The following is a 12905-nucleotide window of genomic DNA, read 5'->3' on the forward strand; positions in this document are numbered from 1 at the left end:
AGGTCTGTCCGCCAATTGATGATCAAGGCAGGAAATGGCCTCCACCAACGACCTCAAAAACGGCCTGGTACTCAACCTGGACGGCGAGCTCTGGTCCGTCGTCGAGTTCCAGCACGTCAAGCCCGGTAAGGGTGGCGCCTTCGTGCGCACCACGCTGAAGAACGTGCTGTCCGGGAAGGTGGTCGACAAGACCTTCAACGCGGGCACCAAGGTCGAGACCGCGACCGTGGACAAGCGCACCATGCAATACCTCTACGCCGACGGTGAAGATTTCGTCTTCATGGATCTGGAGACCTTCGACCAGATCACCGTCTCCGGCGGCACCGTCGGCGAGGCGGCCAACTACCTGCTGCCCGAGGCGGAGGCGACCGTCGCCCAGCACGAGGGTGTGCCGCTCTACATCGAGCTGCCCACCAGCGTCGTGCTGGAGGTCACCTACACCGAGCCGGGCCTGCAGGGCGACCGTTCGACCGGCGGCACCAAGCCGGCGACCGTGGAGACCGGCGCCACAGTGCCGGTGCCGCTGTTCATCACCACCGGCGAGAAGATCAAGGTCGACACCCGCGACGGCCGTTACCTCGGCCGCGCCTGATGGCTGAGGGCGCCAAGCAGCAGATGCCGGCGCGCCGCAAGGCGCGCAAGCGGGCGCTGGATGTCCTCTACGAGGCCGACCTGCGCGACAGGCCCCCGGTGGAGGTGCTCGCCGGCTACGTGCAGCGGATCGAGCAACCCCGACCGGAGCACCTGGGTTACGCGGTGAGCCTGGTCGAGGGTGTCGCCGAGCAGCTCGACCGGATCGACGAGCTGATCGCCAGCTACGCCGAGGGGTGGACCCTGGAGCGGATGCCGGTCGTGGACCGCAACCTGGCCCGGATCGCCGTCTACGAGCTGCTCTACGTGGACGAGATCGACGACGCGGTGGCGATCAGCGAGGCCGTGGAGCTGGCCCGGCAGATGTCGACAGACGACTCGCCGCGCTTCCTCAACGGGGTCCTCGGCCGGATCGCCGAGTACGCCACCCGCTGACGCGTCCGCTGCGCCGCCGGACGCCGCACCGCGTCCGCGACGCCGCACCGCGTCCGAGGCCGCACAGCGCGAAGGGCCCGTGCCGTCCGGCACGGGCCCTTCGCGGTGCTGCGACAGCTCAGGAGGCGAAGAACGCCCGGGGGTCGGCGACCAGCACGCCGTGCTCGGTGAGCCGCTCGATCAGGCCCGACGGCGAGGCGTCGTAGACGATCGCGAGCGCCCGCAGGTCGTCGGCGCGGATGGAGAGCACCCGGCCGTTGTAGTCGCCGCGCTGCTGCTGGATGGCGCGGGCATAGCGGGCGACGTAGGCGAGGTCCTCGGAGGCCTCGTCGTAGAGCCGCTCCAGGTCCAGGACGATCTTGCTGGTGGGCTCGTGCCGGACGCCGCTGCCGTCGGGCAGCAACTCCGAGACGGGAACGCGGTAGAACTCGGCCAACTCGGCCAGACGGGACACCGTCACGGCCCGGTCGCCACGCTCGTACGAGCCGACCACCACGGCCTTCCACCGCCCGTTCGACTTCTCCTCCACACCCTGCAGGGAGAGACCCTGCTGCTGGCGGATGGAGCGCAGGCGGGCGCCCAGAGACTTGGCGTATTCAGAGGGCATTCGGACACTCCCAGTGCTGCTCGGGGTTCTCCCGTCGATCGCTACGGAGCGTGACGGTACGGGGAATGCGACACCTGGTCAAGTGGTCGTGACCCTACCGTTGAGGAGCGTCCAGGAAGTTATCGCCTTTTCGTGGTGCTGACCCGGTGGTCAGCGGCCGCCGTCCGTCGGCCCGGTGACCACTGGTAACGTGGCGTGAAGCCCGGCTCGGTCGCTCACGCGGCCCGCCGAGGTGCCCGACATCCTTTAACGACCCGTCCCGTGAGGCGGGGAAGGAGGTCCGCCGTGGCCTACCCACCGGCTGCCCGCTCGTCACCACCGCGACAACCCTCGGTGAAGGTGATTCTCGCCAGCGCCGACGTGCAGCGCGTGGTCGACCGCATCGCCCACCAGATCCTGGAGAAGACCCAGGGCGCCGACAACACGGTGCTTCTCGGGATTCCCACCAGGGGCACCCCCCTCGCCCGGCGGCTCGCCGACCGGATCAGCACCTTCGAGGGCATCGACGTTCCGGTCGGTGTGCTCGACATCACCCTCTACCGCGACGACCTCCGTCGGCACGCCACCCGCGCGGTGGGTCCGACCGAGCTGCCCCCCGGTGGCATCGACGGCAGGCGGGTCGTCCTGGTCGACGACGTGCTCTTCTCCGGCCGCACCGTCCGGGCCGCGCTCGACGCGCTCAACGACGTGGGCCGTCCCGCGTCGGTGCAGCTCGCCGTCCTGGTCGACAGGGGCCACCGGGAGCTGCCGATCCGGGCCGACTACGTCGGCAAGAACATCCCGACCTCGCTCGCCGAGAGCGTCAAGGTGACGCTCGCCGAGGTCGACGGGACGGACGAGGTCAAGCTGTACGGGGGTGCGGGGTGAGCGCGAGGAGTGCAGCGCAGCGGAGCCCCGCGGTCGTGAACGAAAGGCAGGCGCAGCTCTCATGATCAAGCATCTGCTCTCCGGCGGGGACCTGGACGCCGACACCGCCACCGAGATCCTGGACACCGCCGCGGAGATGGCCACCGTCGCCGGCCGCGAGATCAAGAAGCTGCCCGCGCTGCGGGGCCGGACGGTGGTGAACCTCTTCTACGAGGACTCGACCCGCACCCGGATCTCCTTCGAGGCGGCGGCGAAGCGCCTCAGCGCCGACGTGATCAACTTTTCCGCGAAGGGGTCCAGCGTCGCCAAGGGCGAGAGCCTGAAGGACACCGCGCTGACCCTGCAGGCCATGGGCGCCGACGCCGTCGTCGTCCGGCACCCCGCCTCGGGGGCGCCGCACCGGCTGGCGAACTGGGTGGACGGGTCGATCGTGAACGCCGGTGACGGCACCCACGAGCACCCCACCCAGGCGCTCCTGGACGCGTACACCATGCGGTCGCGGTTGGGCCGGCTCGCCGGCCTGTCGGTGGCGGTGGTCGGGGACGTGCTGCACTCCCGGGTGGCCCGCTCCAACGTGCTGCTGCTGACCACCCTCGGCGCCAAGGTCACCCTGGTCGGCCCGCCGACGCTGATCCCGGTCGACATCGCGGGCGCCCTCGCCCCCGGCACCGACGTCTCCTACGACCTCGACGCGGTGCTGCCGAACGTGGACGTGGTGATGATGCTGCGGGTGCAACGGGAACGGATGAACGACTCCTACTTCCCCTCCGCCCGGGAGTACGCCCGCCGCTACGGCCTGGACGGCCCGCGGATGCGCCGGCTGCCCGAGCACGCGATCGTCATGCACCCCGGCCCGATGAACCGGGGGATGGAGATCACCCCCGAGGTCGCCGACTCACCCCGCTCCACCATCGTCGAACAGGTCACCAACGGGGTCTCCGTGCGGATGGCTGTCCTTTACCTGCTGCTCGGAGGGAACAACCGGTGACCGCGTACCTGATCACCAGCGTGAGCGTCGTCGGCGCCGCGCCGACCGACCTGCTGATCCGCGACGGCGTGGTCACCGAGGTCGGACCCGGCCTGTCCGCGCCGGACGCCACGGTCGTCGACGGCGCCGGGCTGGTCGCCCTGCCCGGCCTCGTCGACCTGCACACCCACCTGCGTGAGCCCGGCCGGGAGGACGCCGAGACCGTCGAGTCCGGCTCCCGGGCGGCGGCCCTGGGCGGCTACACGGCGGTGTGCGCGATGGCCAACACCTCCCCGGTGGCGGACACCGCCGGGGTGGTCGAGCAGGTCTGGCGACTGGGCCGGGAGGCCGGCCTGGTCGACGTGCAGCCGATCGGCGCGGTCACCGTCGGCCTGGCCGGCGAGCGGCTGGCCGAGCTGGGCGCGATGGCCGACTCGGCGGCCCGGGTGCGGATCTTCTCCGACGACGGGCACTGCGTTGCCGACCCGTTGCTGATGCGCCGGGCGCTGGAGTACGTCAAGGCGTTCGACGGCATCATCGCCCAGCACGCCGAGGAGCCCCGGCTCACCGAGGGCGCCCAGATGCACGAGGGCGAGGTTTCCACCCGGCTCGGCCTGATCGGCTGGCCGGCGGTCGCCGAGGAGGCGATCATCGCCCGGGACGTGCTGCTCGCCGAGCACGTGGGCAGCCGACTGCACGTCTGCCACGTCTCCACCGCCGGCAGCGTCGAGGTGCTGCGCCAGGCCAAGGCCCGAGGGGTACGCGTCACCGCCGAGGTGACGCCCCACCACCTGCTGCTCACCGACGAGCGCGCGGCGACCTACGACCCGGTCTTCAAGGTCAACCCCCCGTTGCGTACGGCCACCGACATCACCGCGCTGCGCGCCGCGCTCGCCGAGGGCGTCATCGACGTCATCGCCACCGACCACGCCCCGCACGCCGTGGAGGACAAGGAGTGCGAGTGGGCGTACGCCCGGCCGGGGATGCTCGGTCTGGAGACGGCCCTCTCCATCGCGCTGGACGTGCTCGGCCCGGAGTGGGACCTGATCGCCGAGCGGATGTCCCGCACGCCAGCGCGGATCGCCGGACTCACCGGACACGGCGTCGACCCCGCCCCGGGCGTGCCGGCCAACCTGACCCTGATCGACCCGGCCGCCCGCCGCACCATCGAGCCGGCGGAGCTGGCCAGCCGCAGCCGCAACACCCCGTACGCCCGCATGACGCTGCCAGGTCGCATCGTGGCGACCTTCCTGCGCGGCGAGCCGACGGTCCTGGACGGAAAGGCCATCAAGTGAGCAAGCGCAGACCCGCGATCCTCGTGCTCGAGGACGGGCGCACGTTCCCCGGCGAGGCGTACGGCAGTGTGGGGGAGACCTTCGGCGAGGCGGTCTTCACCACCGGCATGACCGGTTACCAGGAGACGCTGACCGACCCGTCCTACCACCGCCAGGTGGTGGTGCAGACCGCGCCGCACATCGGCAACACCGGCGTCAACGGCGAGGACGACGAGTCCGGCCGGATCTGGGTGGCGGGCTACGTCGTCCGCGACCCGGCCCGGATCGGCTCCAACTGGCGGGCCACCGGCGGCCTCGAGGACCGCCTCGCCACCGAGGGCGTGGTGGGCATCAGCGGGGTGGACACCCGGGCGCTGACCCGGCACCTGCGCGAGCGGGGCGCCATGCGGGTGGGCATCTCCAGCGTCGACACCGACCCGCAGAGCCTGCTCACCCGTGTGCGCCAGGCACCGCAGATGGTCGGGGCGGACCTGTCCGCCGAGGTGAGCACCGCCGAGCCGTACGTCGTCGAGGCCGAGGGCGCGCACCGGTTCACGGTGGCGGCGCTGGACCTGGGCATCAAGCGCAACGTGCCGCGCCGCCTGGCCGCGCGCGGGGTGACGACCCACGTGCTGCCGGCGTCGTCGAGCATCGAGCAGTTGCTCGCCACCGGCGCCGACGCGATCTTCCTGTCGCCCGGCCCCGGTGACCCGGCCACCGCGGACGCGCCGGTGGCGGTGGCCCGCGAGGCGCTGCGCCGGCGGGTGCCGCTGTTCGGCATCTGCTTCGGCAGCCAGATCCTCGGCCGGGCGCTCGGCTTCGGCACCTACAAGCTGGGCTACGGGCACCGGGGGATCAACCAGCCGGTGCTCGACCGGGCCACCGGCAAGGTCGAGGTGACCAGCCACAACCACGGCTTCGCGGTGCAGGTGCCTGGTTCGGGCGTCGGCGCCGTCGTCCCGGACCAGGTGATCGACACCGACTTCGGCGGCGTACGGGTGTCCCACGTCTGCCTCAATGACAACGTGGTCGAGGGGCTGCGGGCCGTCGACGTGCCCGCCTTCACCGTCCAGTACCACCCGGAGGCGGCGGCGGGCCCACACGACGCGGACTACCTCTTCGACCGATTCGCCGAGCTGATCGAAGGCCGGCAGCACAGCGAGGGGCGCAGCAATGCCTAAGCGGACCGACCTCAAGCACATCCTCGTGATCGGCTCCGGGCCGATCGTCATCGGGCAGGCCTGCGAGTTCGACTACTCCGGCACCCAGGCCTGTCGGGTGCTGCGCAGCGAGGGGATCCGGGTCAGCCTGGTCAACTCCAACCCGGCGACGATCATGACCGACCCGGAGTTCGCCGACGCGACCTACGTCGAGCCGATCACCCCGGAGTTCGTCGAGCTGGTCATCGCCAAGGAGCGCCCGGACGCGATCCTGCCCACCCTCGGCGGGCAGACCGCCCTGAACACGGCGGTCGCCCTGCACGAGAACGGTGTCCTGGACAAGTACGGCGTGGAGCTGATCGGCGCGAACATCGAGGCGATCAACCGCGGCGAGGACCGGCAGCTGTTCAAGGACATCGTCGCCAAGGCCGGGGTCCGCCTCGGCATCGACGACCCGAGCACGCTGACGCCCCGCTCGCGGGTCTGCCACTCGATGGACGAGGTGGAGGCGACGGTCGCCGAGCTGGGCCTGCCGGTGGTGATCCGGCCGTCGTTCACCATGGGCGGTCTGGGTTCCGGCATGGCGCACACGCCGGAGGACCTGACGCGCATCGCCGGTGACGGCCTGGCCGCGAGCCCGGTGCACGAGGTGCTCATCGAGGAGAGCGTGCTCGGCTGGAAGGAGTACGAACTCGAGCTGATGCGCGACCGGCACGACAACGTGGTGGTGGTCTGCTCGATCGAGAACCTCGACCCGATGGGCGTGCACACCGGCGACAGCGTCACCGTCGCCCCGGCCATGACGCTCACCGACCGGGAGTACCAGCGCCTGCGCGACCTCGGCATCGCCGTGCTGCGCGAGGTCGGGGTGGACACCGGCGGCTGCAACATCCAGTTCGCGGTGAACCCGGTGGACGGCCGGATCGTCGTGATCGAGATGAACCCCCGGGTGTCGCGCTCCTCGGCGTTGGCGTCCAAGGCGACCGGCTTCCCGATCGCGAAGATCGCCGCGAAGCTGGCCATCGGCTACACCCTCGACGAGATTCCCAACGACATCACGCTGAAGACCCCGGCGGCGTTCGAGCCGACCCTCGACTACGTGGTGGTGAAGATCCCCCGGTTCGCGTTCGAGAAGTTCCCCGGCGCGGACCCGGAGCTGACCACCACCATGAAGTCGGTGGGTGAGGCGATGAGCCTCGGGCGCAACTTCACCGAGGCGCTGAACAAGGCGATGCGCTCGATGGAAACCCAATCATCTGGTTTCTGGACGCAGCCCGACCCGGAGGGCGTCACGCTCGCGGACACTCTGGCCGCCCTGCGGATCCCGCACGACCGCCGGCTGTACACGGTGGAGCGGGCGCTGCGTCTCGGCGCGTCGATCGCCGAGGTCGCCGAGGCGTCCGGCGGGATCGACCCGTGGTTCCTGGACCAGATCACCGCGCTGATCGAGCTGCGCGCGGAGATCGTGGACGCGCCGGTGCTCGACGCCGATCTGCTGCGCCGCGCCAAGCGGGCCGGCCTGTCCGACCGGCAGCTCGCCGCGCTGCGCCCGGAGCTGGCCGCCGAGGACGGCGTACGGACCCTGCGGCACCGCCTGGACGTGCGCCCGGTCTACAAGACGGTGGACACCTGCGCGGCCGAGTTCGAGGCGACCACTCCTTACCACTACTCGTCGTACGACCTGGAGACCGAGGTCGTGCCGTCGGATCGGCCGAAGGTGCTGATCCTCGGCTCCGGGCCGAACCGGATCGGGCAGGGCATCGAGTTCGACTACTCGTGTGTGCACGCGGTGCAGGCGCTGCGGGCGGCCGGCTACGAGACCGTGATGGTCAACTGCAACCCGGAGACGGTCTCCACCGACTACGACACCGCCGACCGGCTCTACTTCGAGCCGCTGACCTTCGAGGACGTCCTGGAGGTCTGGCACGCCGAGGACTCGTCCGGCCGGGCGGCCGGCGGGCCGGGTGTCGTCGGGGTCGTCGTGCAGCTCGGCGGGCAGACCCCGCTGGGGCTGGCGCAGCGGCTGAAGGACGCCGGTGTGCCGATCGTCGGCACCTCGCCGGAGTCGATCCACCTGGCCGAGGAGCGCGGCGCGTTCGGCGCGGTGCTGGCCCGCGCCGGGCTGCGGGCGCCGGCGCACGGCATGGCCACCTCCTACGACGAGGCCAAGACGATCGCCGACGAGATCGGCTACCCGGTGCTGGTCCGGCCGTCGTACGTGCTGGGCGGGCGCGGCATGGAGATCGTCTACGACGACCCGACGCTGCGCGACTACATCGGCCGGGCCACCGACATCTCCCCGGACCACCCGGTGCTGGTGGACCGGTTCCTCGACGACGCCATCGAGATCGACGTGGACGCCCTCTGCGACGCCGCCGGCGAGGTCTACATCGGCGGCGTGATGGAGCACATCGAGGAGGCCGGCATCCATTCCGGCGACTCGTCCTGCGCGCTCCCGCCGATCACCCTGGCGGGTTCGCACCTGGCGGAGGTGCGCCGCTACACCGAGGCCATCGCCCGTGGCGTCGGCGTGCGGGGGCTGCTCAACGTGCAGTACGCCCTCAAGGACGACGTGCTCTACGTGCTGGAGGCCAACCCGCGCGCCTCGCGGACCGTCCCGTTCGTCTCCAAGGCGACGGCGGTGCCGCTGGCCAAGGCGGCGGCCCGGATCGCGCTCGGCGCGAGCATCGCCGAGCTGCGCACCGAGGGTCTGCTGCCGCCGACGGGCGACGGCGGCACCATGCCCGCCGACGCGCCGATCGCGGTCAAGGAGGCGGTGCTGCCGTTCAAGCGCTTCCGGACCCGCGCCGGCAAGGGCATCGACTCGCTGCTCGGGCCGGAGATGAAGTCGACCGGCGAGGTGATGGGCATCGACACCAACTTCGGGCACGCCTTCGCGAAGAGCCAGTCGGCCGCGTACGGTTCGCTGCCGACCGCCGGGAAGATCTTCGTCTCGGTGGCCAACCGGGACAAGCGCGGCATGATCTTTCCGATCAAGCGGCTGGCGGATCTGGGCTTCGAGATCGTCGCCACCGCCGGCACGGCCGAGGTGCTGCGCCGGCACGGCATTGCCTGCGAGCAGATCCGCAAGCACTACCAGGCCGGTGCGGGCGACGACGCGGTGTCGCTGATCGGCGGTGGTCAGGTGGCACTGGTGATCAACACACCGCAGGGTTCGGGCGCCAGCGCGCGGTCCGACGGTTACGAGATCCGCAGCGCGGCGGTCACCGCGGACATCCCCTGCATCACCACGGTCCCCGGCGCCGCCGCGGCCGTGATGGGCATCGAGGCGCGGATCCGGGGCGACATGCAGGTTCGCCCGCTCCAGGACCTGCACGCCACCCTGCGGGCGGCGCAGTGACGCTGTTCGAGCGGGCGGTACGGCCGTGGTTGTTCCGCCTCGGCGGTGGGGACGCCGAGGCGGCGCACGAGTGGACCCTGCGGCGGTTGGCCACGGTGTCGACGAATCCGGTGGCGCTGGCCGCGCTGCGGGCCCGGTACGCGGTCCAGGCGCCGCGCACGGTGTTCGGTGTGCGCTTCCCCAACCCGGTCGGGCTGGCGGCCGGGATGGACAAGGACGGCGCGGCGTTGCCGGCCTGGCCGGCGCTGGGCTTCGGCTTCGTGGAGGTCGGCACGGTCACCGCGCACGCCCAGCCGGGCAACCCCCGGCCCCGGCTGTTCCGCCTGCCGGCGAACGAGGCGGTGGTCAACCGGATGGGCTTCAACAACGCCGGGGCCGAGGCGCTGGCCGCCCGGCTGGCGGCGCTGCCCCGTCCGCTCGGGGTGCCGCTGGGGATCTCGCTGGGCAAGTCCAAGGTCACCCCGCTCGACCAGGCGGTGGAGGACTACCTCGCCTCGTACCGGGCGCTGCGCGGGCACGGCGACTACTTCGCGGTGAACGTGTCCTCCCCGAACACCCCGGGCCTGCGTTCGTTGCAGGACCGGGCGCACCTCGACGCGCTGCTCGACGCGCTGGTGGGGGAGAAACCGGTGCTGGTCAAGATCGCGCCGGACCTGACCGAGGCGGCGATCGCCGAGCTGTTGGAGGTCTGTCTGGCCCGGGGCGCCGCCGGGGTGATCGCCACCAACACCACGCTGGCCCGCACCGGACTGGCCGCGGCGGACACCGAGCGCGGCGCCGAGGCCGGTGGGCTCTCCGGTCGGCCGCTCACCGCACGTGCGCGCGAGGTGGTCGCGTTCGTCCACCGGGAGACCGGCGGCCGGTTGCCGATCATCGGTGTCGGTGGGGTGCTGGACCCGGACGACGCGGCGCGGATGTTCGACGCCGGCGCCGCCCTGGTGCAGCTCTACACCGGCTTCATCTACCGGGGCCCGGCCCTGGTCCGCGCCGCCGCCCGCGCGACGGTCACCGCTACGGCGCCGGACCCGGTCGCCGGACGGTGACCGACCCCGGCGTGGGTGCCGGCCCGGCGCGATGCGGGTGCCGGGCCGGACCCGCGCCGGGAAGCCCACGCCCACCGCTGTCCCTTTGCTCTGCACCCACCGGCGCACCACCCTGGTCCGGCGCCCGAGCGTGGCCTCCGGCCACCGAGCGTGGCCTCCGGCCACCGGGTGTCGCCTCCGTGGGTGCAGAGCAAAGGGCGGCGGGGGCGGGGAGTGCCGGGGAGGCGGTGACGGGGCGGCGGGGTGCTCCGATCCGTTCGCGGCACGGCCGCCGACCGGACCGTTCGAGGGACAGAGGAGTGACGCGTGACACCCGAGGAGATCCTGGCCGCCGACCGTGCCCACGTCTGGCATCCGTACGCGGCGTTGCCGCCGTCCAACACGCCGTACGTGGTGCGCGACGCCGAGGGCGTACGCCTGCGGCTGGCCGACGGGCGCGAGCTGGTGGACGGGATGTCCTCCTGGTGGGCGGCGATCCACGGCTACCGCCACCCGGTGCTGGACGCGGCGGTGACCGACCAGCTCGGCCGGATGAGCCACGTGATGTTCGGCGGGCTCACCCACGAGCCCGCGGTGCGGTTGGCCCAGACCCTCGTCGAGCTGACCCCGGAAGGGCTGGAGCACGTGTTCCTGGCCGACTCCGGCTCGGTCGGTGTCGAGGTGGCGGTGAAGATGTGCCTGCAGTACCAGCGGGCCGTCGGGCGCCCACAGCGCCGCCGCCTGGCGACCTGGCGGGGCGGCTACCACGGCGACACGTTCCACCCGATGAGCGTCTGCGACCCGGAGGGCGGGATGCACCACCTGTGGAGCGACGTCCTGCCCCGGCAGGTGTTCGCCCCGGCGCCGCCGGGCGGCTTCACCGATCCGCCCGAGGACGCGTACGTGGCGGCGCTGTTGGAGACCATCGAGCGGCACGCCGACGAGCTGGCCGCGGTGATCGTGGAGCCGGTCGTGCAGGGCGCCGGTGGGATGCGCTTCCACCATCCGGGCTACCTGCGGGTGCTGCGTGAGGTGACCCGGGCCAACGGGGTGCTGCTGATCTTCGACGAGATCGCCACCGGGTTCGGCCGAACCGGTGCGCTGTTCGCGGCCGAGCACGCCGGGGTGACGCCGGACGTGCTGTGCGTGGGCAAGGCCCTCACCGGCGGCTACCTGACGCTCGCGGCGACCCTCTGCACCCCGGAGATCGCCCGGGGCATCTCCGCGGCGGGTGTGCTGGCCCACGGGCCCACCTTCATGGGCAACCCGTTGGCCTGTGCCGTGGCGAACGCCTCCATCGGGCTGCTGCGGGACGGGGACTGGTCGACACGGGTGGCCGGGATCAGCGCCGGCCTGCGCGCCGGCCTGGAGCCCCTGCGCGGCGCGCCGGGCGTGCGCGACGTACGGGTGCTCGGCGCGATCGGCGTTGTCCAACTCGACCACGAGGTCGACCTGGGCGCGGCCACCGCGGCAGCGGTCGAGCAGGGGGTGTGGCTGCGTCCGTTCCGCGACCTGATCTACACCATGCCGCCGTACGTCACCGACGACGTCGACCTGGCCCGGATCGCGGCCGGGGTGACGGCGGCGGTGACGGCCGGCTGAGGCGGCCCGGTCACAGGGGCGGACGGGTACCCGGGCGGAACAGCCGCCCGGACGAGGAGAGGGGAACACTGGCGATGGAGAGCTTCGGGACCCGGCTGCACCGGGCGGTCGTCGAGCGGGGGCCGCTCTGCGTGGGCATCGACCCCCATCCCGGTCTGCTGGACCGCTGGGGCCTTCCGGACGACGTCGAGGGGATCGACCGGTTCAGCCGAACCGTCGTGGAAGCCCTCGGTGACCGGGTTGCGGTGGTCAAGCCTCAGTCGGCCTTTTTCGAGCGGTTCGGATCCCGAGGCGTGGCGATTCTTGAGTCAACTATCCGACAGTTACGGGATGCCGGCTCGCTCGTTCTGCTCGACGTCAAGCGTGGCGACATCGGCTCGACGGTGAGCGCGTACGCCTCCGCGTACCTCGATCCATCGAGCCCCATGTATGTCGACGCGGTCACCGCGAGCCCCTACCTCGGAGTAGGTTCGCTGGCGCCGATGTTCGAGCTGGCCGCCGCGCACGGCGGCGGCGTGTTCGTGCTGGCGCTCACCTCCAACCCCGAGGGCGCCGGCGTGCAGCGGGCGGTCACCGCCGACGGTCGCACCGTCGCGCAAACCGTGATCGACGAGATTTCCCAGCTCAACAGGGGTGCTGCACCCCTCGGAAGCTTCGGTCTGGTGGTCGGCGCGACCATCGGTGACACCGGTCACGACCTCTCCGGGGTGGGGGGTCCACTGCTCGCTCCGGGCCTCGGCGCGCAGGGTGCCGGGGCGGCCGATCTGCGTGGCGTCTTCGGATCGAGCCTCTCCTCGGTGCTCCCGTCGTACTCCCGGGAGGTGCTCTCGGCGGGCCCCGACGTCGCCGCCCTGCGAGCCGCCGCGGACCGCGTCCTCGCCGACTGCCGCGCCGTTCTGCCTGCCCGGTGACTGACTGACGGGTCGGTCACTCTACGGTGATCATGCGGCCCCCACGTTGCCGAAAGCTCCGTTGGCCGCTAGTTTTCCCCGCGCTGGGAACCATGGACCCCTTGGTTC

General features: G+C 71.9%; 11 protein-coding genes. 10 read left to right on the plus strand and 1 reads right to left on the minus strand.

All coding sequences use genetic code 11. The features are described from left to right. Positions 1–34 precede the first annotated feature (34 nt). Both efp and nusB read left to right on the plus strand, forming a co-directional pair. Entirely contained in the window at positions 35–592 is a 558-nt protein-coding gene (gene efp, locus O7634_RS20965; RefSeq protein WP_203150565.1) for an elongation factor P, read from the plus strand. Between the two features lie 23 nt (positions 593–615). Further along, positions 616–1026, plus strand: a complete 411-nt coding sequence (gene nusB, locus O7634_RS20970; RefSeq protein WP_278154035.1) for a transcription antitermination factor NusB — start codon at positions 616–618, stop codon at positions 1024–1026. A 118-nt stretch (positions 1027–1144) separates the two neighbouring features. Here the strand turns inward: nusB and O7634_RS20975 are convergent, their stop codons facing one another. Further along, entirely contained in the window at positions 1145–1633 is a 489-nt protein-coding gene (locus tag O7634_RS20975; RefSeq protein WP_007458348.1) for a transcriptional regulator, read from the minus strand. 285 nt (positions 1634–1918) lie between these two features. On the opposite strand from O7634_RS20975, the gene pyrR reads away from it, so the two are divergent. The 8 genes from pyrR to pyrF all read left to right on the plus strand — a co-directional run bounded on the left by pyrR (position 1919) and on the right by pyrF (position 12797). Continuing rightward, positions 1919–2500 (plus strand): bifunctional pyr operon transcriptional regulator/uracil phosphoribosyltransferase PyrR, encoded by a 582-nt coding sequence (gene pyrR, locus O7634_RS20980; protein WP_278151815.1) that lies wholly within the window; start codon positions 1919–1921, stop codon positions 2498–2500. A gap of 61 nt (positions 2501–2561) precedes the next feature. Beyond that, positions 2562–3488: an aspartate carbamoyltransferase catalytic subunit gene (locus O7634_RS20985; RefSeq protein WP_278151816.1), complete on the plus strand. Its 927-nt coding sequence runs from the start codon at positions 2562–2564 to the stop codon at positions 3486–3488. Next, the gene (locus O7634_RS20990; RefSeq protein ID WP_278151817.1) at positions 3485–4762 is read left to right on the plus strand and encodes a dihydroorotase; all 1278 of its coding nucleotides are present in this window, start codon (positions 3485–3487) and stop codon (positions 4760–4762) included. Before O7634_RS20985 ends, O7634_RS20990 begins: the two co-directional genes overlap by 4 nt. Next, positions 4759–5922 (plus strand): glutamine-hydrolyzing carbamoyl-phosphate synthase small subunit, encoded by a 1164-nt coding sequence (carA, locus tag O7634_RS20995; RefSeq protein WP_278151818.1) that lies wholly within the window; start codon positions 4759–4761, stop codon positions 5920–5922. Before O7634_RS20990 ends, carA begins: the two co-directional genes overlap by 4 nt. Next, complete coding sequence (gene carB, locus O7634_RS21000; protein WP_278151819.1) at positions 5915–9262, plus strand: carbamoyl-phosphate synthase large subunit; 3348 nt, start codon at positions 5915–5917, stop codon at positions 9260–9262. Before carA ends, carB begins: the two co-directional genes overlap by 8 nt. After that, on the plus strand, positions 9259–10305 hold the full coding sequence (locus O7634_RS21005) for a quinone-dependent dihydroorotate dehydrogenase (RefSeq protein ID WP_278151820.1): 1047 nt from the start codon (positions 9259–9261) through the stop codon (positions 10303–10305). The genes carB and O7634_RS21005 overlap by 4 nt, the downstream gene beginning before the upstream one ends. A gap of 306 nt (positions 10306–10611) precedes the next feature. Then, positions 10612–11886, plus strand: coding sequence for an adenosylmethionine--8-amino-7-oxononanoate transaminase (locus O7634_RS21010; protein ID WP_278151821.1), 1275 nt, complete (start codon positions 10612–10614; stop codon positions 11884–11886). A gap of 74 nt (positions 11887–11960) precedes the next feature. Then, entirely contained in the window at positions 11961–12797 is an 837-nt protein-coding gene (gene pyrF, locus O7634_RS21015; RefSeq protein WP_278151822.1) for an orotidine-5'-phosphate decarboxylase, read from the plus strand. Positions 12798–12905 lie beyond the last annotated feature (108 nt).

The organism is Micromonospora sp. WMMD1120 (assembly GCF_029626235.1).
Taxonomy (GTDB): Bacteria; Actinomycetota; Actinomycetes; order Mycobacteriales; family Micromonosporaceae; genus Micromonospora.